Here is a 21584-nt window from a genome sequence, read left to right on the forward strand (position 1 = left end):
GCGATAAGGGGACTCCGAGTGCGAGGGCATAGAGCCCTCGCTTTTCTGTACCGTAAGGTGGTACAGGAATAAGAACTGGGCAAGACCGGTGCCAGCCGCCGCGGTAATACCGGCAGTTCGAGTGATGGCCGATTTTATTGGGCCTAAAGCGTCCGTAGCTTGCTAGACAGGTTCATCGGGAAATCTACCCGCCTAACGGGTAGGCGTCCGGTGAAAACCAGCTAGCTTGGGGCCGGAAGATCCAAGGGGTACGTCCGGGGTAGGAGTGAAATCCCGTAATCCTGGACGGACCACCGATGGCGAAAGCACCTTGGAAAGACGGACCCGACGGTGAGGGACGAAAGCTAGGGTCACGAACCGGATTAGATACCCGGGTAGTCCTAGCTGTAAACGATGTTCGCTAGGTGCGGCACGCACTACGAGTGCGTGCTGTGCCGTAGGGAAGCCGAGAAGCGAACCGCCTGGGAAGTACGTCCGCAAGGATGAAACTTAAAGGAATTGGCGGGGGAGCACTACAACCGGAGGAGCCTGCGGTTTAATTGGACTCAACGCCGGACATCTCACCAGCATCGACAGTAGGAGTGATAGTCAGTATGATGAGCTTACTGGACCTACTGAGAGGAGGTGCATGGCCGCCGTCAGCTCGTACCGTGAGGCATCCTGTTAAGTCAGGCAACGAGCGAGACCCGCATCTCTAATTGCCAGCAGCACCCTTGTGGTGGCTGGGTACATTAGGGAGACTGCCACTGCCAAAGTGGAGGAAGGAACGGGCAACGGTAGGTCAGTATGCCCCGAATGTGCTGGGCTACACGCGGGCTACAATGGTTGGGACAGTGGGTTGCTACGCCGAAAGGCGACGCTAATCTCCTAAACCCAATCGTAGTTCGGATTGAGGACTGAAACTCGTCCTCACGAAGCTGGATTCGGTAGTAATCGCGCTTCAGAAGAGCGCGGTGAATACGTCCCTGCTCCTTGCACACACCGCCCGTCAAAGCACCCGAGTGAGGTCCGGATGAGGCCAGCATGCGCTGGTCGAATCTGGGCTTCGCAAGGGGGCTTAAGTCGTAACAAGGTAGCCGTAGGGGAATCTGCGGCTGGATCACCTCCTAACGTCCGAGACCAGGCCTCGTGCCTGGCTCACCTTTCATCCTCGGAGTTTCTCCGAGGACGGATTTCAATCGCTATGGTGGTGTTCCGTTCTGGAACGCCGACCAAGGCTCGCACCTCTCTCCGAGAGGTCGGGTTCAGCTCGCCGGGAGCACACCCCTCGTGGGTGGCTGGGTTCGAGTCCCAGTGAGCCAATACCTTCGGACCGAATCGTTCCCCTTAAGTGTGGGACGAGGATACGTTCAGGTCCGAGATAACCGATGCACCATCCCGTGCAAGCGCGGATGGGAAGGGTTCGACGAACGCGACTGCTTCACCCGCAGGGCGTTCGATGACGACCGTATGTACGTGCAATCCAGGCGTCCACTGGATCCGAGTACGGAACTCCGGGTCACAGTGAATGCAACAATTCAACCACAAGCGTGGCTACTGTGCCAGCTAGTGGATGGCTCGGCTCGAGCGCTGATGAAGGACGTGCCAAGCTGCGATAAGCCTCAGGGACCCGCACGGAGGGGAAGAACTGAGGATCTCCGAATGAGAATCTCCCTCGCAATTGCCTCGCGCAATAGGGAACGCCGGAAATTGAAACATCTCAGTACCGGCAGGAAAAGAAACCGAACGGGATGTCGTTACTAACCGCGAGTGAACGCGACACAGTCCAAACCGAAGCCCTCACGGGCAATGTGGTGTTCGGACTGGTAATCAGCATCAGACCCGCTTTCTGAAGTCTCTTGGAACAGAGCGTGATACAGGGTGACAACCCCGTAAGAAAGTGCAGTACGATGTGAACCAGTTCCAGAGTAACAGGGATTGGAAATTCCTTGTGAATTCCGCCAGCATCGATGGCGAAGACTAAACACGACTCGAGACCGATAGCGAATAAGTAGCGTGAGCGAACGCTGAAAAGCACCCCACAACGGGAGGTGCAATAGAGCCTGAAATTAGTTGGCGATCGAGCGACAGGGCTTACAAGGCCCCTCGAAAAATGACACGGGAGCAATCCCGCAGTAAGAATCGAGGGGAGCCGAAGTTCTGTCGTGCGTTTTGAAAAACGAACCAAGGAGTGTGTTTGTTTGGCGAGTCTAACCCGAGTATCGGGGAAGGCGTAGGGAAACCAATATGGTCGCAGCCCTTTGGGCGAGGACCACCGTGCCCAAGCGCGGGGAGTCAAACTGACACGACCCGAAACCGAGTGATCTACGCGGAGGCAAGGTGAAGCGTGGCGAAAGCCACGTGGAGGCCTGTTAGAGTTGGTGTCCTACAATACCCTCTCGTGACCTCTGTGTAGGGGTGAAAGGCCCATCGAACTCGGCAACAGCTGGTTCCAATCGAAACATGTCGAAGCATGACCTCTGTCGAGGTAGTTCGTGAGGTAGAGCGACCGATTGGGGGAGCAGACTCCGAGAGGAGTCGGCCCCCCTGTCAAACTCCAAACTTACGAACGCTGTCGACGCAGGGAATCCGGTGTGCGGGGTAAGCCTGTGCACCAGGAGGGGAACAACCCAGAGCCGGGTTAAGGTCCCAAAGTATAGACTAAGTGTAATCGAAGGTGGTTCCGAGCCCTAAACAGCCGGGAGGTGAGCTTAGAAGCAGCTACCCTCTAAGAATAGCGTAACAGCTTACCGGCCGAGGTTCGGAGCGCCCAAAATGATCGGGACTCAAGTCTATCACCGAGACCTGGCCGCACCAGTCAAATGGTGATTGAGTAGATTGGCATTCTGTTCGGGTGGAAGTACGGGCGAGAGTTCGTATGGACCGAATGGGAACGAAAATCTTGGTCATAGTAGCAGCGTGAGTCGGGTTAGACCCCCGACGGCCGAATGGGTAAGGGTTCCTCGGCAATGCTGATCAGCCGAGGGTTAGCCGATCCTAAGTCACACCGCAATTCGAATGTGACAAATGGGAAACTGGTTAATATTCCAGTGCCACCGTCCACTCAAAGCCGACGCCTCAGGAAAGATCAAGCCGGACTTTCGTCCGGTCGAACCACCGAACTCCGTGGAAGCCGTAATGGCAGGAAGCGGACGAATGGTGGAATAGCGCAAGTTGGTCGTACCTGGGGCCCGTGAAAAGGCGAGGACGTGATCGTACCAAGATCCGACACAGGTACCCAGGCGGAGAAAGCCACGGCCTGTCGGGAGCAACCGACGTTAGGGAATTCGGCAAGTTAGTCCCGTAAGTTCGCGATAAGGGATGCCTGCTCTGTATAAGAGCAGGTCGCAGTGACTCGGACGCTCCGACTGTCTAGTAACAACATAGGTGACCGCAAATCCGCAAGGACTCGTACGGTCACTGAATCCTGCCCAGTGCAGGTATCTGAACACCCGGTACAACGGGGCGAAGGACCTGTTAACGGCGGGGGTAACTATGACCCTCTTAAGGTAGCGTAGTACCTTGCCGCTTCAGTAGCGGCTTGCATGAATGGATCAACGAGAGCGTCACTGTCCCAACGTTGGGCCCGGTGAACTGTACGTTCCAGTGCGGAGTCTGGAGGCTCCCAAGGGGAAGCGAAGACCCTATAGAGCTTTACTGCAGGCTGTCGCTGAGACACGGTCGCTAATGTGCAGCATAGGTAGGAGACATTACACAGGTACCCGCGCTAGCGGGCCACCGAGTCAACATTGAAATACTACCCGTTAGTGACTGTGACTCTCACTCCGGGAGGAGGACACCGGTAGCCGGGCAGTTTGACTGGGGCGGTACACGCTCGAAAAGATATCGAGCGTGCCCCAAGATTTCCTCATCCGTGTCGGAAACGCGGAACAGAGCGCAAGAGCAAAAGGAAGTCTGACAGTGACCTACATAACGAGGGTCGCTGACGCGAAAGCGTGGTCTAGCGAACCTATCAGCCCGCTTGATGCGGGCGATAGATGACAGAAAAGCTACCTTAGGGATAACAGAGTCGTCACCGGCAAGAGCACATATCGACCCGGTGGCTTGCTACCTCGATGTCGGTTCCCTCCATCCTGCCCGTGCAGAAGCGGGCAAGGGTGAGGTTGTTCGCCTATTAAAGGAGGTCGTGAGCTGGGTTTAGACCGTCGTGAGACAGGTCGGCTGCTATCTATTGGGAGTGTTACGGTATCTGACGGGAACGATCGTATAGTACGAGAGGAACTACGATTGGTTGCCACTGGTGTACCGGTTGTCCGAAAGGGCACGTGCCGGGCAGCCACGCAACACGGGGTAAGAGCTGAACGCATCTAAGCTCGAAACCCACCTGGAAAAGAGATACCACTGAAGCCACTCGTAGAAGACGAGATCGATAGGCTTGGGGTGTACGCGCCGAGGCAACGAGGCGTTAAGCCCGCGAGTACTAACTGGCTGAGCCACACATTCATCAGTTGCACCGCACTGCGATTCGAGTACCGCACTCGGATCCAGGCGCGAACTGGATTGCACGTACATTACGGTCACAGTTGAACCACCGATACTGGCGTATTAGACGCGGTTCGATTCCGCGTGTCGGCGTTAAGGCGGCCATAGCGGCGGGGCCTACACCCGTACCCATCCCGAACACGGAAGTTAAGCCCGTCTGCGTTGTGGTGAGTACTGGAGTGCGCGAGCCTCTGGGAGACCCACTTCGCCGCCTCCACTCATATCTCGAAACCCCATCCAACGACGAGTTGGATGGGGTTTTTGTATTTATTTTCCGGAGCCCCCGCTCCGGTTCATCACGTTCGATAGCGACAGCGCTCGGCCGCGAGACGGCCGTCTCGCGGCCTCGCGCCTGCTTTACCAACTGGATAATAAAGCCGTCTGGTGACGAAGCAGCACCTAAATGAACCGGGTCAGCGTCATCATCCCGACCTACAACCGAGCGGACATTCTTCCGCGGGCAATCGACAGCGTCCTCGACCAGACGTTCGAAGATTTCGAGTTGCTCGTCGTCGACGACGCATCGACCGACGAGACGCGCGACGTCGTCACCGGTTACGACGACGAGCGCGTGACGTACCTCGCACACGACGAGAATCAAGGTGCGTGTGCAGCACGAAACACGGGTCTCGAAGCCGCGACGGGGGAGTACATCGCATACTTCGACTCCGACGACGTGTGGCACGAAGAGAAACTCGAACGGCAAATCGACCGACTCGACGCCGAAGCGGACGACTGGGTCGCGGCGTACTGCGACTTCGAGCGCGACCTTCCCGGCGCGAGTGGCACGTTCGAAGAAGTCGTCGCGGGGATGCTCGGCAACGACGGCGACAGAAAGCGAAAGGAGGGCGGCCGAGAACTCATCGGTGACGTACTGGCCGACACGTTCGTGACGTGTGCAGGCTCGACACTCGTCGTCAAGCGCGAAATCGTCGAGGAAATCGGTGGGTTCGACGAGACGCTCGACAGATTCCAGGACCCGGAGTTCGTCGTCCGCGTCTTGGAAGCTGGCAAACTCGCCTACGTGGACGAGACGCTGGTCACGCTGTACGGGACCGGTTCGCCAGCACCCGAAATCATCCGTGGGGCCGACGAAGAGTACCTCGACAAACACGCCGACTACGTCGAAGAGTTCGAGGCGAGAGGTCACGACATCCGTTCGACCCACGCGTTGCTGCTCGCCAAGGAATTCTACGCCGACGGCCAGCTATTAGAGGGGACCAAGCACCTGTCGAACGCGTCGGTCGATTCGAGCCAGTATCCCGGTGTGGCGTGGGCTGCGTTCGAGGGAATTCGACGGAAAAACGGAACTACAACTGTCGCGGCCGGGGTAGTCGGTGCTGTCGCACTCGCCGCACTCGTCGGCGGATTCGGTCTGCGGCGACGATAGAAGTTCACTGTCTGCTGTAATTTTTCGACTAATGAAACGCTACTGATGGTGGTTGGTGGTGGCGCGCGAGGAGACCTTCGTTCGAGCTACAGAGTTACGACCCCTAGAACAGCGCCGTAGCTCCCGGTTGTTGATCAGTAGCAGTGATATTGGGTTGCGAGCCCAGGCCAATGAACACCGAATGGTGCGTCTGCTCTTCGAAACTCTCCGCACATAAACATTTCCCCTAATCGAACAAAATGGCTTGGACACCAGACAGACAGACAGACCCACTTCTGTCGAATGTCAGGCCAACTGACGTGAACCAGAGACGGTCGAAAGGTCTTGATTGTCGAGTATTCGGTCGCGCCACACCGCGAAGGTGATGAGATTCCACGTCAACCGTCCGTAACTCTCGACGTGGTCCGAACGCATCTGTTCGGGGACGAAGCTTGGCGCGTCGTACTTCTCGAAGATGTCCGCGAGCGCACCGTCCTCGAAGTACCGTTCGATGGGAAGCGACCCCGAGCCTTTCTTCTGACGTGTCGGATACTCCGGAAGCCGGTGCTGCAGGAGCGACTTGAGGTGGTACTTCTGCGTGAGGTCACGTCCGGCCGTCGCACCCTGGATGTAACGCTTCTTCGGGGGGACCGAGAGTGCACACTCTGCCATGCTCCGCGTCTTGAACGGCGTGAAGAAGCTTCGGTCGTGTTCGTAGCCGATCTGTCGCCACTGGTTGACCGTGTTGTGTCGGAAGAAGCTGAGTAAGTGACCGAACTCGGCTTGCTTGGCGAATCGGTCGCCGTTGGCCGTCGGTGTGACTCGGCCACGAACGTACTCTGCCTGTTTGCGGAAGCGGTCGGCGACGAGCGAGTCGCCGACGAATTCACCTGCGAGCGACGGTTCTGTGAAGAAGCTGAGGTGCTGTGCGAACGACTCGGCGTCGGAGACTGGGCGCTGGAGTCTGTCGGCTAGTCGAGTCAGAGAACTGTACTGCCCCGCGACCGCGTCTGGAGCGACGTCGGACAACGAATCGGCGACTTGTTCGGAGAGCAATGGCTCCAACCACGCTGCAATTCGGAGTCCCTTCGTCCCGGTGAGACCGAAGAGGGCGTCTGCACCCTCACCGTTGAGGTACCGGTACCCGTCGTCGCGTCGGAGCGCTGCGTCGGTCGTCACGGTCTGAGCGTAGTGAGAGGGGAATCCGAGCGCGTCCACGCTCGCTTCGAGATGACTGAGGAAGTCGTCCTCGCCGACGGTGACCTTTCGATGGTCGGTGTCGAGCATTCGGCGGGCGCGCTTTGCGTACTCGGTCTCGAAGGCGAACTCCGGCGAATCGACGCCCATGATGAACGCTGGCGAGTCGTCGAGATAGGTGTGGAGGAGCGTTGAGTCGATGCCTCCCGAGAGCATGTTCGCTGTCTCTGCGTCGCAGCCCTGTTCGAGGAGGTCGTCTAACGTCGCGTCGATAGACGCGCTCGCGACGTCTGGTGGGCAAGGATTCCCCGGTTCGAGTCGGTCAACTTGTTCTGTCTGCCATTCATCGTTCGTCCCGTCCCAGCGAAGCCACCCACCTTGTTCGAGCGCGTTGACGCGCGTCGCGTACGTTCGCGGCTCGATTGGCGCACGGAAAAGCAGGTGGTCGGCGACGACTTCGTCGGACACCTCGCGTTCTTCGGCGTCCAACTGTGCGAGTGCGTTTCTGAAGTGGTCAGTCACGACGAGGTCGTCGCTCCCGTCTCGGAGGTAGTAGATGTCTCTCGTGCCAGTCACGCTCCGATACGCTTCGACTCGCGGTTCGTCGCGTCCCGACTCGACGTAGACGGCGGTCGCGTCCTCGGTGACCTCCGGGAGCGTCTCTCGGAGCTCTTTCGGCCTATCGGCGTCGCGTACCGCCTCTCGTAGCGTCTCGGTCTGGAGTCCAGAGAATATCCAGCGTCCGTCGTCGGTATCGACGGTCTCGGCGTCGGGGTTCGCAGTCAGAACCCGAACGTCTCGGCCCATGTGTTGGGTAAATAGAGCGTTGCTGTGGGCTTTGTTATGGGTTCGATAAGCCAGCCTTCACTCGTCGAGTCGTCGTTCGTTCGTCACTCGTCGTCTGCGAGTGTCCGGCCGATGAGTTCCGCGGTCGCTCGACGAAGTCGCTGAGAGACCGCCGACGGCGAGATGTCGAGCGCTTCGGCGAGTTCGTTCTGTGAAATCCCTCGGGGGATGTCGTAGTACCCTTCTTCGTACGCGGTCACGAGCATCTGGCGCTGCTCTTCGGAGACCGTCGTCCGGTACTGTTGGTCCGAGAGGTCCGGACTGTACAGTTGCTTGAGGTGGAAAGTGACGTCGTTGTCTACGCAGAACTCGCGGAACTCGACGAGCATCTCGCGTGACGGAATCCGCATCTGGACGAGCCAACCCCCGTCTTCGCTGTGCATTTCGAGAATTCGAGCGCCCAACTCCGCGATTTGCGGCGCGAAGTGACGAACGTCGGGGGCGAGTTCCACCTGATAGACGCGTCGGTCAGAGAACACGTCCACGCAGAGTTCGTCGTCGATAGTGGGGTCTTCGACCAGTGCAGTTTCGAAGCATTCGAACTCCTCCCCGCTCGCCGAGAAGAAGAGTCGGCGCTGTCCCGAACTAATGACAGACTGATATTCTGGATGAACCGTCATGTCCGGAACTTCCTGAATAGCGTGGCTCAGCACGAGGTTCGGATGCCGAAGGTGGACCTCAGCGATGAGCGCACCATCGCGTGACGAGTCTGAAATTTGTACTGGTACGTTACACGAGTCCATGTTCTCCCCGTCGAAAGCCCTGTCAGTCGAACCGCGCTACTCCAAGATTCATCGCTAGGACGTTTTATTATCCGCCGCGTATCCGTTTTTTATCCCTTCATTAAGCCGCCGGATAGGTTCTCATCCGGAGCAAAGCGATGTTCTGACAGAAGTCGAACGTGGGCCGTCGTCCCACCCACCGACACCATTATGTCCGTACGGTTCGATGTCGCGGATGCTCCGTATTTCATAAGCGTGGTGGCTGATGGTACGGAGCACGGACCATTCCGGTCCGTCGAACTGACGCTCTTGCTCGACGCTACTCGGCGTGCTCACTGTCACGGACGGTCGTAACTTTCGTGCTAGCTCGCGTTAGTTTCACTTTCACCGGCAGTTCGTTCGAGCGGTGAGCAGAATTTAGTGTATCAGGGTCTAATTGGCGGGTTTACGAGCATTCCAGCAACTGCCGGGTTTCATTTTCACTTTCACCCTGCTGTTGCCTAACTCCTTTAGAGTCAGGCGGTGAAAAAACGGATAGCGGGTGCCACACCCGTGTCCACCATCAGCCACCACAAAATACCCAGCAGTCGTGCGATGACTGCGATACGGAGTTTTTCCTTCGATGCACTACGCGACGAACGAGTTGCTGTCGCTGTTCCGCTAGAGACCAAAGAAAGAACACCCACTTCAGAGAACCTGTCGCAATTGGACGCTGTAGTGGTAGCCCCCAGTCGAGGCGTTCTCGTGCGCTTCGACCACGCGGATCTCTTCGCCCGCGCTCGCGTAGGCGTCGATGTCGGCGCTTGACCCGTCGTTGACCGAGGAGTCTACGCCGACGCTGCGCCGCGGCCTGCTCGGCCGACGGTGGGCATCAGATTGACTCGACGGAACTTCCTACGAATCGAGTTATTTATATGAGGTTTCACAGCCCAGTGGAAGTGACCCGGCAAAGGAGGCCACAGAATTTGTATAGCGTTCTTCAATTCATCAAATAACAGCCAGTAGTAGCGGGGGTATTCGTGGGTCTGACGGTGTGAATACGTCTGTTTGTTCCCGTGAACAAGATAGAAAATCAACTAATGTCTCGAGTCGGCGGATATTCGCCGACTTAGAATCCCGAGACGAAGAGCGAGCGGCTTATTGGAGCCAGAACTTCGCTACAAATCGAGGTCGTCTTCGATTTCGTCCAACTCACGCTCTCGAACGTCGCCCAACTGCGCCAGTCCGAGTCGGAGCAGACCAGCATAGAAGTCCTTGTTCTTCTGGAGTTTGTCGTCGCGCTCGCGCCGGTAGCGGAGTTTCAGTTCTTCGAAGGTCAGGTCGAGTTCCCGATACAGTTCGGGGTCGAGATACAGCATCTGAGACTGCATCTCGCGCGTGGTGAGTTCGTCTCCGTCACTGTCGTCTGGTGTCTCGGTTGTCTGTTCGGCCAGTGTACCTTCAATGTCGTCACTAGCAGATGCTACTTCTTCGACGTCGCTCGTTCCGGACTCAGAATCGTCGCCTTCGGTTTCAGTTTCGGAGTCAGACTCCGGACCCCATCGACCGGCGAGTTTCTCCGCTCGGTCGTCACTGTCGCCGCTCATGCGAGACCACCCTCCTGTTCGAGACCGGCAGCGATGTCATCGAACACAGCCTCCATGTCGCAGTCTTCGTCGTGCGTGAGAATCGACCGCCCGTTCATCATCGCGCGCTGGAGCGCGACCCGCTTTCGCACCTCGTAGATGGGCACCGACTCGCCGAACACCTGCTCGAACCACTCTAACATCTCTTCGGAGACGCCGTCGGTGCGAACTTCGTTCGCGACCAGTCCGACCGGTCGAATCTCCATGTTCGGGAAGACGATACCGAGGCTGTCGATCTGGTCTTTCAGCAGTTCGAGCGCACGCATGGAGGTGGCCTTCGTCTCGGCAGGAATGAGAACGTTGCCAGTCGCCAGTAGTGCGTTGTCCGTCAGTGCACCCAAGCCCGGTGGACAATCGACGACGATCACGTCGTACTGGCGGTCGAAGCGGTCGAGCGCCATCCGCAGTCGCCGTTCGCCACCCTTCGCTTGTTGGAGTTGCGTCTGGGTGTTCTTCGCGGTCAGGGTCGCGTTCGAGGGCACCACGTCGAACTCGTTGCCGTCTTCGACGAGGTCACCGAGTCGGTCGATATTGTCGAGTTCGAGCAACACGTCGTGGAGGGTGAACTCGGTATCGTCGTAGGCCTCCGCGACACCGGTCGCTTCGGTCGCGTACCCTTGCGGGTCGAGGTCTACGAGCAGTACGTCGTTGCCACGGTTGGCCAGTGCCCCGGCCACGTTGACCGCGACGGTGGTCTTGCCAGTCCCTCCTTTCTGATTGGTCACGCAGACGCGAAAGGTCATGTGCGACCGTGCCGTCTAAACCGCCTTATACTTTTATTCGTATTTCTGCCTTGTACGTATATTCGTCTTAGACGACTGTCCGTACCCGGCAGGTAGTGAGAATTCGGTCGTTCGAGAACCCTGTCGAGCCACGCCCCCGTGGCCAACACTACACGTCAGTAGAGAAGATTACTCGCTGCTACCGAACTGATCCATCGCCAGTACAGTAAACGCAGTCAGCGCGACGACGCCGACCGCGGCGACACTGAGGAGCGAGAGGAGCGAAAGGTTAAGCGCTGCACCACCGAGGAGGAGCGTACTGAGCCCGAGCACACCACCGTAGTAACTGCCGCGTTTGTCGAGCATCGTGCTCTGCGCATCTGTCGCCTCGTCGTCGTCGCTGTCACCGAGATACGGGTCGAGTTGTGCCGCCTGCTCGGTGCGTTCGACGATACCGCGACTCTGGTTGTAGTTGATGATGCCCTCCTCGTCCAGTTTCGGCAGGTGCGACTGATACAGAGCGATGTAGACGCGCTGGCGCTCGTCGGAAGTCAGCGCTTGCAGAGTCGTGTCGTGTTCCCATGCAGCGACCTGCTCTGCCAAGTCTCGCATGCGGACGGTCTCGTCCGCCTTCTTGAGATAGCGCAGCGAGTCGCGCCGACGCTGGTTCTGCAGGATGTGGAAGATGTCGTCTTTCTCCAACAGTTCGTTCTGCTCATCTACGTCGCCCTGTGCGTCGGGACCGGCCGAATCCGGAGTGGAATGTTCTGTCGTGCTCATTGGCCTAAGATAGTCTATAGACTTGAAAGTAATAAAGCCGTAAAGCCGTCGCAGGCATTGCATACCGTTTCGAACGGCCAATTAGCGTGATTTCGAGAGTTTCAGGCTTAGTACATGGAAATGGAGAGTTTAGGGTAGTCGGGCTGACGTTAGTAGCCGATTACGCAGTTCCAAATCGTTGCAGACATCGTCCCGTACCGTTTCACTCCGTTTAAACCGCGAAAACCGTGGCTTCAGCGTTTCTTTCAAAATTAGTCACTCCACGTATATGTCCGTAATCTGGAATCGTGCGCCACCGTAGTCTCCTTCGGTGACCGAGATGCTCCAGTCGTGAGCTTCCACCACGCGCCGGACGATGGTCAGTCCGAGACCAACGCCGCTCTCTGCCGCACTGTAGCCACGGTCGAAAATATCGACGCGCTTCTCTTCGGAAATGCCAGACCCGTCGTCCTCGACGTAGATACCGGCCGACGACTCGTCGGCCTCGTCGATTGTGCCGACCTCCACGGTCACGTCGTCACCGCCGTGTTCGACCGCGTTTCGGAACAGGTTCTCGAAGACTTCGCGTAACCGCTGTGGGTCCGCCTGTACCGTCGCGTCCACGTCTACGACGAGGTCCGCGTCGGGGGCGACTACCTGAGACCACGCCTCGTTGGCGGCGGCGTGAAGATCGACGAGGTGAGTCTCACCGACAGTTTCGCCACGGCGAGCGAGGTCGAGCAGTCGGTCTATCATCCGGTCCATGCGCTTGAGCGCGTTGTCGATTTGGTCGAACGACTCCTCGTCACCCTCCGACTCGGCCATGTTGAGATACACCTGTGCGATGCCGAGCGGATTGCGCAACTCGTGAGCGAGCATGCTAGCAAACTCGTCCAGTCGCTCGTTCTTGCGCTCTAGCTCTGCCTCGCGCTGTCGGCGCTCGGTCACGTCACGAAGGACGCCGATAATCTCGGTGTTGCTCTCGCCCGGCACCGGTGCCGTATTCACTTCCGCGTATCGCGTCTCACCCTCTCGGGTGGTGTACGTGACCGTGTACGGCGTTCGGGCGGTCGCGTCGTCGGCCGTACGCTCCTCTAAGTCCTCGTTGAGTTTCTCGACCGCGTTCGAGGGGAACGCCTCGATGTCGGCGAGCGGATAGCCGACGATGTCGGCGTCCACGAGTCCGGTCAGTCGCCGGAAGGCGTCGCTGACTGCACGGATTCGGCCGTCGGCGTCGAGGACGAAGACTGGGTCCGGAGCGGTGTCGAACAGCGTTCGAAACCGCTCTTCGCTCTGCTCTTTCTCTTGGTAGAGGTCCAGCGACAAGCGACGACGTTCGAGCAGGCCGTCGATACGCGCGCGGAGTATCGCTTTTTCGACGGGGCTCGTGATGACTTCGTCCACGTACTGCCACATCTCCGGGTTTCGGGCCGGAGACGGCGTCTGTGTCACTAGCAAGTACGGAAGAAATCGCGGGTTCGCGGCCGACTTCCGCGCTTCGAGGTCTTCGAGGTTGCGCGTGAACGACGACTCGTCCACCAGACAGAGATCGAACGCACTGTCCAGCGGTTCTCGGTCCGGGTCCGGCGTGAGAACAGTGTAGGTCGGAGCGAGCCAGTTGGCGAGCAGTCGTCGATTCTGGTCGTGGTCGACCAACAGCAAGATACGGTCGACGGCAGAGTCGGCAGACGGGCTACCGAAGGACTCCGGACCAGCAGTCATCGTTAGTCGTCGCTCGACCCTCGGAGTTCAGGTTGTCCGCTCATGATTCCTCGAACGCCTGACAACGGTTCGCCGACTCTGAGACCGTGCTCGGTGATTTCGAACTCCCGAAGGGTGCGCTCGAAGTCGCTGGTCCGCTTTTTCAGCACGCCGACGGCCTTCCGCATCTCGCCGTCGAGTTCGAGATGTCGCAGGAAGACGATGTTGTCGGCGAGATAGCTGATTCCCACCTCGGTCGCTTGGAAGTCACCGCTAATTCCGCCCACCTCCTCTACCAAGATGACGGTGACGCCCATGTTCTTCAGATAACGACAGAGCGTGTGCAGTTTTCGAACGAGTTCGTTCTCCTCGCCGCGGAGCGAGAGCTTGTAGCCGTCGATGCCGTCCAGCATCACGATGGACGTGTCGCGCTCCTCGACCTCGTTTTTGACCATCTGAGCGAACTCCTCGGCGGAACGGTTCAAGGGTTCGACCTCTTGGACCGACAGGGTGTCGTGGTCGAGCATCTCCTTGACCGGAATGTTGACGGCTTCGCTGCGCTCGAGGAACGTCGGTTTCGTCTCCTCGAACATGTACATCACCGACCGCTCGCCGCGACCCGCCGCCTCTTTCATGAACTGCGTCCCGGCCGTGGTCTTGCCGACGCCGGTCGGTCCGCTCAGAACAGTCACGGTGCCACGTTCGAGACCGCCGTTGAGTAGTTCGTCCACCGCCGGAACGCCCGACGGAACCGATTCGAGTTCGAACTCCCGTTCGGTCTCGCTCGGCGAGAGTTTCGGATACACTTCGAGACCCGCGTCCGAAATTCGGAGCGCGTGAGTGCCACTTCGAACGTCCGAGCCCCTGAACTTGGGGACCGAAATCGTTCGTCCGGCAGATCCACGAGAGAGTTCGATCATGCCGTCGCTGAGGAACTGGAGGTCTTCGTCCGACGACTCGCTCGTGTTTTGGGAGGTAAATAGTACGGTCGAGTCGCGCTCTCGAAGATAACTAATCAGTGAGATGACTTGCTTGCGGAACTGGTACTCGTCGGCGGTGAGATGTCGCAGTTGTGTGAGTGGGTCGATGAACACCCGAGACGGCGAAATTTCCTCGATGCGGTTCGTGATTGCCTCCGTCAGTGGTTCGCCTTCGACTTCGTTCGGGAGGAAGATGTCGTACGACTGGCCCTCCGAGAAGTTCTCGGAGTTCGGACTCAAGTCGAGGAAGTCGATTTCCGAGAGGTCCACGCCGACCGCCTCGGCGTTTCGTTTCACTTCCCGTTCGCTCTCCTCTAAGTTGACGTAGAGGACCGTCTCGCCGTCGTCTGCGCCAGCGAGTAGATAGTTGATACCCAACAGCGTCTTGCCGGTACCTGGTTCGCCGCGAACGAGATATCCTCGGCCGGGGATGAAACCACCGCAGAGAACGTCGTCTAGTCCAGTAGTTCCGGCCGAGATTCGTTGCGGCGACCCTTCGACCATTGTTGTATGTTTAAATATTATTGTATATATCGCTTCGGATACAGTGAGCGTTACCGTCCTTCGTGGAACTCCGCCCGGAGGTCCTCGTCGTCGAGGCCAGTCGCTGTACTCGACAAGTGTTCTCTGAGTTCCGCCAACTGCGACTGTAGTTTCGCGTACTCCTCGTTGGCTTCCAAGTCCTCACGACTCTTCTTCGCTTCGAGGGCCGCCTTCTTGGTCGCGAGCGAGAGGAACTGCTGCATCTGGGAGTCGTACGTCGTTCGGCGGAGTAGCGTCTCGACCGTCTCGCGAAGCTCGTCGGCTTCCGAGACGGGTTTTTCGAGGTAGGCGTCGAAACCGAGTTCGAGGATGTCGAAGTCGGGTTCGACTGCCGAGACGAGCGCGACGCGACAGCCGAGGTCTTGCTCGTGTATCTCGGTGAGTACGTCCTCACCGGAGAGGTCGGGCATCCGCCTGTCTAGCAACACGACGTCCACGGTGTCGTCGAGTTCGTCGAGTGCTTCGGAACCGCTGTAGGCAGTCCGAACCTCGTAGTCGTTCTCTAACCACTGTGCGTACGCGTCCGTTATCGGTTGCTCGTCGTCAACGATGAGCACCGTCGGTTCGTCGGACTCCGCTCCGATTTCTCCTCCGCTTTGCACTGATTCACTCATTGTGGGACTCCAGCGACTGTGTTTCGTTGTCCTCCGCTCGCCAACTCTCGCGACGAACAGGCGTCCATTCGTTTGTCATTTGGCCTCATCAGTCAGTCCAGCTCCTTTTCGAACGGCGATTTAGTCGATTCCGGTTCGTAGCCACTCAAGAAGACGAGGTTGCCCCGACCGACTTGAACGCGGGTGATGAGACCCTTGTCCTCCATCTTCGAGAGCTTCCGACTGACCGTCGATTTCGACCAGTCGGTCTCGTCGGTAACGTCGGTCTGTTTCATCCGGCCACCGTACTGCGTGAGTAGTTCCCGGATGCGGTCCTCGTCGGTGAGCATCGCGTCCTCCGGGAGGTCGCTGAACTCACTGTCGGGACCCGAAACGTCGTCGTTTCCAGCCGCTGGGGCGTTCGTCGGCGGCGACCCGACCGTTGAGTCGGATTCGTCGCCGGCCGTCTCGGCGGTGTTCGCGTCGTCTGACTCCGAAGAACTGGAGAACAGCCCTGTCAGTGAGTTTCGAACCGCGGAAAACAGCCCACCGTCCGAATCGTCCCCAGCCGTTTCTGTCTCGTGCGATTGGGCGTGGTCGCTCGTCGCACTTCGGTCGCCGTACGTCTCTTTGACCGACCACTCGTCCTCGTCGGCGGACACTTCGACGACGGCGTCGAACAGCGTCTTCAGCGTGTTGACGGTCTCGGCGTCGTGGATGTCCGGGTCCATGTGGTAGTAGCCGACTGCGTCCGCAGACTGCACACGGTGAGTGAGGATGTGCAAGTAGCGGAACGCAGTGTCGAAATCGACGTACTCCAGCAGGATAGACAAGGTCTGGACGGAAATGACAGCCTGATCGTCGTTCGTCTGCCACCGCGTAAGCTGTTCGCTCAGCGGTGCGATGATGTCCATCGGCTGGTTCGGATCGACTCGTGCGACGGTCGTGTCGGGTGGTAACGCTTCAGTGTTCGTCTCGTCTGCGTCCGTCTGAACCTTGTTCGCGTGGATGAACGCCAACTCGGCAGGAAGCGTCTCCATATGTGCGTTCCAGTCCGATATCCACGTCTCCGGCGGTGGCGTGTACGTCACTGCGGCGACGTTCGTCTGCTCCGGCGGCGTCGTCGCTGTCAGTAGCTCTAAACACGCCCGATTACCAGTCGGCGTCAACGGTGCTAGCAGGAGTACGTTCGAAGCACGTTCGAGTTGCCTCCTGTCCGATGTATCGATGTTCATTCGTTGTTGTGCAGTATCGCCAGTTGTTTCCCCAATTTTGAAAGATGGTGCCGAGTAGTAGGATATATATCCATCGCGAGTATTAATCTATTGCTGTTTCGGGAGGGCAGTCAGTATGTGTTTAATCGTCGCGAGGTAGCGTGGCGTTGCCGGGTCACTCCGACCGCCTCCGTACCGTCACGACGCACCCTTCCATCCGCAACGTGATTTGGCACCATCCTCAAACGTACTTTCTCCGAGAGACTTTCAGTAGGAAAAAGAGACCGGGGGCATATAAAAGCGAGGCAGTATCACTCACGGCTATTATAAATACACGGCCGAACCGTCTGAATCTCAATTAATAGAGTGGTCAGTCACTATTTGCTAGTGAATTTCCATTTTTGGCCGTCTTGTGGAGGAGCGTGTTCTCGATGAGGTTGTTGTGTCCCCGGCGGAGACGGGTCGAGAGTGCGTTCGGGGAGATGTCGAGGTCGTTGGCGAGTTCTTCGAGCGTGACTCCACGCGGGACCGAGAAGTACTGGGATTCTGCTGCCACAGTCAGGGCTTCGTGCTGTTTCTCGGTGACGTCGTACTTCCCGACTGCTTCGGGATTGCGAGACTCGTAGAGCCGTGAGAGGTCGAATTCGAGACCGTAGGTCGCACAGAAGTCGTGGAACTTCGAGAGCGACTCTTCTTCGGGGAACAACGCACGAAGTTCCCACCCGTCTGCGGTCCCTTGGGCGGTGAGAATCGTCGCCTCCGTCTCGGAGATGGCGAACGAGATGCCGCTGTTGTTGTCGTTCCACGACGCCCGATAGAAGCGCTTGTCGTCGTGTTCTTCGAGCGTACCGATGCTATCGACCGTTGAGTCGGTCTCCATCGCTGCTTCGAACGCCTCGAAGTTCGTTCCAACTGCCCAGAAGTACGGCGTGATTTCTCGCTCGTCGGCGACGACGCGTTCGACTTCGATTCCGACCTCTGGGACGGTCTTCAGTGCTGTGCCGAGCAGGAACTTCTCCGCTGGGACACTGAACTCGGCTAGGATGCTCATTAGTGAAGTGTACGATACTAAAGTAGATAAGGTTAGGTTTCGTTTCGTCGTTTGTTCTACGTTGAGCTGAACTTAGGCCGGTGTTATAAAATTTCGAGTACACTTCGTAGTGGAGCGATACACCTTGGGGTTTTATTATCGAACCGTCTGATGGGTCGATACGTAAGTTCCGTAGCATGAGCGGGCGTTTCCCAGAGCGAATCTCGACCGGTACGGAAGGGTTGGACGATATCCTCCAAGGTGGTCTCGTCCCGAACAGGAGTTATCTCGTTCGGGGCGACCCTGGAACTGGCAAGACCATCCTCGGTCTGAACTTTCTGACCGCGAAGCGCGAAGACGAGACCGCGCTCTACGTCAACCTCGAAGAGACGGAGGAAGACATCAGAACCAACGCCGCTTCCGTCGGCATCGATATCGGCGACGTCGAGTTTTTAGACCTCTCTCCCGAGTCACAGGTGTTCTCGCAAGACCAGTCCTACGACATCTTCGCTCCCGACGAAGTCGAACAGGACCCACTGACCACCAAGATTACCGACCGCGTCGAAGCGCTCTCGCCCGACCGAGTGTTCATCGACCCGCTGACGAAGTTACGGTATCTCACGGCCGACGAGTACCAGTTCCGCAAGCAGGTCATCTCGTTCATGCAGTATCTCCGCGAGCGAGGGGCGACGGTGCTGTTCACCTCCCAGAACACGAGCGAGTCGTCGGACGAAGACCTCCAGTTCCTCAGCGACGGTATGATAGAACTCGCGCGCGACAGCAGTGGCCGAACGATTTCGGTGCCCAAGTTCCGTGGCTCTGGAACGCAGAGCGGGACCCACTCGCTGTCCATCGGCGACGACGGCATTCGAGTGTATCCCGAGATACAACCCGAAAAACACGACAGCGAGTTCGTCTCAGAGCCGCTGTCGTCGGGCGTTCCACAGATAGACGACCTGCTCGGTGGCGGGTTAGAGCGCGGAACCATCACCATCATCAGCGGACCGACCGGTGTCGGAAAGACGACCACCGGGTCGCAGTTCGTGAAGGAAGCGGCTGGACGTGGGGAGCGGTCGGTGATGTACATGTTCGAGGAGACGAAACCGACGTTCCTCGAACGCAGCGAAGCCGTCAACATTCCCGTCGAAGAGATGTTGGGCCAAGAGGTGCTCTCCGTACAGGAGGTCGAACCGCTGAACCACTCTGCGGAGGAGTTCGCCCAGATGGTCAAGAGCGAAGTCGAGGAGAACGATACCGACATCGTGATGCTGGACGGCATCGACGGCTACAAGCTTGCGCTCCGCGGCGAGGAGGACAACCTCGTCCGGAAACTGCACTTGCTCGGTCGCTACCTGAAGAATATGGGCGTCACCGTCATCCTGGTGGACGAAACGGCGGGCGTCACGGGCGAGTTCCGTGCGACCGACTCCGGCATCAGCTACCTCGCGGACAACATCGTCGTCCTTCGGCACATGGAAGTGCAAGGTGAACTTCGGAAAGCCATCGGCGTGCTGAAAAAGCGGACCAGCGACTTCGAGCGCACCCTACGAGAGTTCGAGATTACCGAACACGGTCTCACGGCCGGGGAGCCGTTGACAGAGCTTCAAGGCGTTCTCAGCGGAACGCCGAAGTGGGTCGGCGAGACCGACGCCGAACAGAAGTTCATCGACGAGGAGTAAAGACGGGTCTTCGGTGAGGGGTACAGAGGGTCTTCGGCGAGGAGTAGAGTTCTTCGACAGGGGGTAGCTTCGACAAGGAGTAAATTTCTACGCGCGTGGGAGTTCGACCGGCTCGTCCCGAGTGGTGACCGATATTTCGGCGTACGGGTGAGTCACGTCGGTTTTTCTCGTGGCTCGCCGAACCACCAGCGAAGGTCGTTGACCCGGAGTTGCTGACGTGGTGGGAGGTCTTGGACGGTCGTGGCGTCGGGGAACAGTCGCTCGCCCATCTCGCTCTGGTGGAACATCTTCCGGCGGTCGGGCCACGCCGGGTCGAAGCTGTCGAAGAACGGCAGTTTCCGGCGGGCGAACCGCTCGATTTGGTTGAGATGGTGGGAATCGTACGGTTTGTCCGGCGGCCGGTGTCGGTAGATGTCGTCGTCGAGTCGGCGGATAGCCGCTCGAACGGTGTCGCGGTTCCGCAGTTCCGGCGGCGTTCGAAGGTGCCAGTCCAGCAACTCGCTGTCGATGGTGACGAACGCTTCGAGGTAGTTGTCCGCGAGGTGGACGCGGAACGGAAGCGCAGGCTGGTTTCGAATGATGAGTACGTCCATCAGGTTGTGGACCGAGTCCGCGCGCGACCAACACCTACGAAGCTCCGACCGGAGGCTGTCTTCGAGGAACGCTTCGGGGTCGGCGATTTCGAGGTCCGCGTCGAAGCCGAGACTGTCGAGCGCTGGCGTCACGCAGTCAGCGAGTCGGTCGCTCCCGTCGGGGAGGAAACCGAGCGTGTCCAACAGCGAATCGATGGGTCGAGGGTTGTCGTCGAGGCGCTTGAGTGGAATCTCTAATCCGAGAACGTCGAGCGTCTCCTCTTGCAGGAAATATCCCTTGAACAGCGTGTCGTACAGTAATCCGTGGTACATCGTATCGAGTTCGATGTCCACGTCGTAGGCGGCGTGGTGGATGTGCAGCGACTCTTTGATGCCCTGGGAGTACCGGACTTTCTCGCCCGCGGCGAACAGATACCGGCGGCACGGTTCCAGTATCTCGTGGTCCGAGCCGTACTGCTCGGCCAACCGCTCGGCGACATCTACCTCCTGTGAACCGGCGCGGCCGAGGGTGTAGCACCGCTCGATGTCCGGAATTTGGGAGAGCAGCGTCCGAGAGTCCTGACCCGCAGACAGCAACAGCCCCTTCGTTCCGGGGTAGTGCGAACGGCGGGCGATGGCACTCCGAAGTCGGTCGGCGAGTTCGCCGACGTGGTCGAATTCGTCGGCGTCGCACGGGTCGTAGACGAACCGGTCGAGTTCGGCCGTCTCTGCCGGAGTGAGATAGCCGTCGAACGGTACGCGGCGAATCTGGTCGAAGACAGTTCGCTCCCCGAGTACCGTCCCGAGGTGGAGAAATTCGAGCAGTGCGTGCCGGTCCACCGATGGCTCGTCGAGTATCGACCGGAGCGAACCGATGTCCGAGCCGAACGTTCGGACGCCGGTGGCGTCGGTGTAGAAGCACTCCCAAGAGCGAATCGGGTCAGTAGCGACGACGGCGTCGCCCTCGTAGTCCACGCACGCCAAGTACGACCCGTTCAGTTCCGAGAATGCTGCTCGACCGTCCTGCGCGTATCGCTCGAAGAACCACTCGGCAGTGTCCGCGACACCATCAGCCGCGGAGAACGCCTCGCCCCAGACGAGACAACACCCGCGCTCGTCTTCGTAGACCGCGCTCCGACCCGGAATACCGAGTGCTGGGTCACGGACGGCGACGGTCATCGAAGGGCCGGAGACGACGGCGTCGAATGCCCGTTCTGTCCGAATTTCCGATAAATCTGTGTCACCAAAGACGCCGAATATCTCCTTGTTCATCGTTGCACCTGCTCCCGAGCGAGGACGCTACTCGCTGGTGGCGTTCTCGGACGTTCGTACGAGTTCATATCGGCCGACACGGCTCATCTTGCTGTAAACAGGAATCCCCGACTATCAGTCATAGAGGGATGTACTCGACAATCTGTACTATCACGTGAGTCGATGCTTCAACCTCCTCCGCTGGCGTATTAGTAGCGTCGAACTCACGGCGGGCGAGTGTGTTAGCGCCTGCTGCTGGTCGTAGGTCCGTTGTACCGACGACACCGCAGACGCCCATC

Annotated in this window: 13 protein-coding genes and 3 rRNA genes; 5 read left to right on the forward strand and 11 right to left on the reverse strand. The window is 58.5% G+C overall.

Features of this window, described 5'->3' with window-relative positions:
* From F7R90_RS21685 to F7R90_RS21700, 4 genes are all read left to right on the forward strand, one after another.
* A 16S ribosomal RNA gene (locus F7R90_RS21685) occupies nucleotides 1-1108 on the forward strand.
* A gap of 416 nt (nucleotides 1109-1524) precedes the next feature.
* A 23S ribosomal RNA gene (locus F7R90_RS21690) occupies nucleotides 1525-4442 on the forward strand.
* A gap of 134 nt (nucleotides 4443-4576) precedes the next feature.
* Nucleotides 4577-4699: ribosomal RNA gene (gene rrf / locus F7R90_RS21695) — 5S ribosomal RNA — on the forward strand.
* Together the 16S, 23S and 5S rRNA genes form the textbook arrangement of a ribosomal RNA operon.
* A gap of 186 nt (nucleotides 4700-4885) precedes the next feature.
* Nucleotides 4886-5872 (forward strand): glycosyltransferase family 2 protein, encoded by a 987-nt coding sequence (locus F7R90_RS21700; RefSeq protein WP_158059677.1) that lies wholly within the window; start codon nucleotides 4886-4888, stop codon nucleotides 5870-5872.
* A gap of 285 nt (nucleotides 5873-6157) precedes the next feature.
* Here the strand turns inward: F7R90_RS21700 and F7R90_RS21705 are convergent, their stop codons facing one another.
* The 10 genes from F7R90_RS21705 to F7R90_RS21750 form a co-directional block, all read right to left on the reverse strand.
* Nucleotides 6158-7855 carry an asparagine synthase-related protein gene (locus F7R90_RS21705; RefSeq protein WP_158059678.1) on the reverse strand — a complete coding sequence of 566 codons (1698 nt, stop codon included), beginning with the start codon at nucleotides 7853-7855 and terminating at the stop codon, nucleotides 6158-6160.
* Nucleotides 7856-7938: 83 nt separating this feature from the next.
* On the reverse strand, nucleotides 7939-8637 hold the full coding sequence (locus tag F7R90_RS21710; RefSeq protein ID WP_158059679.1) for a helix-turn-helix domain-containing protein: 699 nt from the start codon (nucleotides 8635-8637) through the stop codon (nucleotides 7939-7941).
* Between the two features lie 1136 nt (nucleotides 8638-9773).
* Nucleotides 9774-10202 carry a hypothetical protein gene (locus tag F7R90_RS22450; protein ID WP_192498532.1) on the reverse strand — a complete coding sequence of 143 codons (429 nt, stop codon included), beginning with the start codon at nucleotides 10200-10202 and terminating at the stop codon, nucleotides 9774-9776.
* Nucleotides 10199-10984, reverse strand: a complete 786-nt coding sequence (locus tag F7R90_RS21720) for a ParA family protein (RefSeq protein ID WP_158059680.1) — start codon at nucleotides 10982-10984, stop codon at nucleotides 10199-10201. The genes F7R90_RS22450 and F7R90_RS21720 overlap by 4 nt, the downstream gene beginning before the upstream one ends.
* A 168-nt stretch (nucleotides 10985-11152) precedes the next feature.
* The gene (locus F7R90_RS21725; RefSeq protein ID WP_158059681.1) at nucleotides 11153-11743 is read right to left on the reverse strand and encodes a DUF7344 domain-containing protein; all 591 of its coding nucleotides are present in this window, start codon (nucleotides 11741-11743) and stop codon (nucleotides 11153-11155) included.
* Nucleotides 11744-11998: 255 nt separating this feature from the next.
* On the reverse strand, nucleotides 11999-13444 hold the full coding sequence (locus F7R90_RS21730) for a two-component system sensor histidine kinase NtrB (protein WP_158059682.1): 1446 nt from the start codon (nucleotides 13442-13444) through the stop codon (nucleotides 11999-12001).
* A 2-nt stretch (nucleotides 13445-13446) separates the two neighbouring features.
* A complete protein-coding gene (locus tag F7R90_RS21735; RefSeq protein ID WP_158059683.1) occupies nucleotides 13447-14907 on the reverse strand; it encodes an ATPase domain-containing protein in 1461 nt (486 codons plus the stop codon).
* A 50-nt stretch (nucleotides 14908-14957) separates the two neighbouring features.
* Nucleotides 14958-15560: a response regulator transcription factor gene (locus tag F7R90_RS21740; protein WP_158059684.1), complete on the reverse strand. Its 603-nt coding sequence runs from the start codon at nucleotides 15558-15560 to the stop codon at nucleotides 14958-14960.
* A 92-nt stretch (nucleotides 15561-15652) separates the two neighbouring features.
* On the reverse strand, nucleotides 15653-16774 hold the full coding sequence (locus tag F7R90_RS21745) for a helix-turn-helix transcriptional regulator (RefSeq protein WP_158059685.1): 1122 nt from the start codon (nucleotides 16772-16774) through the stop codon (nucleotides 15653-15655).
* A gap of 349 nt (nucleotides 16775-17123) precedes the next feature.
* Entirely contained in the window at nucleotides 17124-17804 is a 681-nt protein-coding gene (locus tag F7R90_RS21750; protein WP_158059686.1) for a helix-turn-helix domain-containing protein, read from the reverse strand.
* A 176-nt stretch (nucleotides 17805-17980) separates the two neighbouring features.
* On the opposite strand from F7R90_RS21750, the gene F7R90_RS21755 reads away from it, so the two are divergent.
* Nucleotides 17981-19462 carry an ATPase domain-containing protein gene (locus F7R90_RS21755; RefSeq protein WP_158059687.1) on the forward strand — a complete coding sequence of 494 codons (1482 nt, stop codon included), beginning with the start codon at nucleotides 17981-17983 and terminating at the stop codon, nucleotides 19460-19462.
* A gap of 152 nt (nucleotides 19463-19614) precedes the next feature.
* On the opposite strand, the gene F7R90_RS21760 is transcribed toward F7R90_RS21755, so the two are convergent.
* Entirely contained in the window at nucleotides 19615-21306 is a 1692-nt protein-coding gene (locus F7R90_RS21760) for an asparagine synthetase B family protein (protein ID WP_158059688.1), read from the reverse strand.
* Between the last annotated feature and the right edge of the window lie 278 nt (nucleotides 21307-21584).

It is taken from the genome of Halorussus halophilus (genome assembly GCF_008831545.1).
GTDB lineage: Archaea > Halobacteriota > Halobacteria > Halobacteriales > Haladaptataceae > Halorussus > Halorussus halophilus.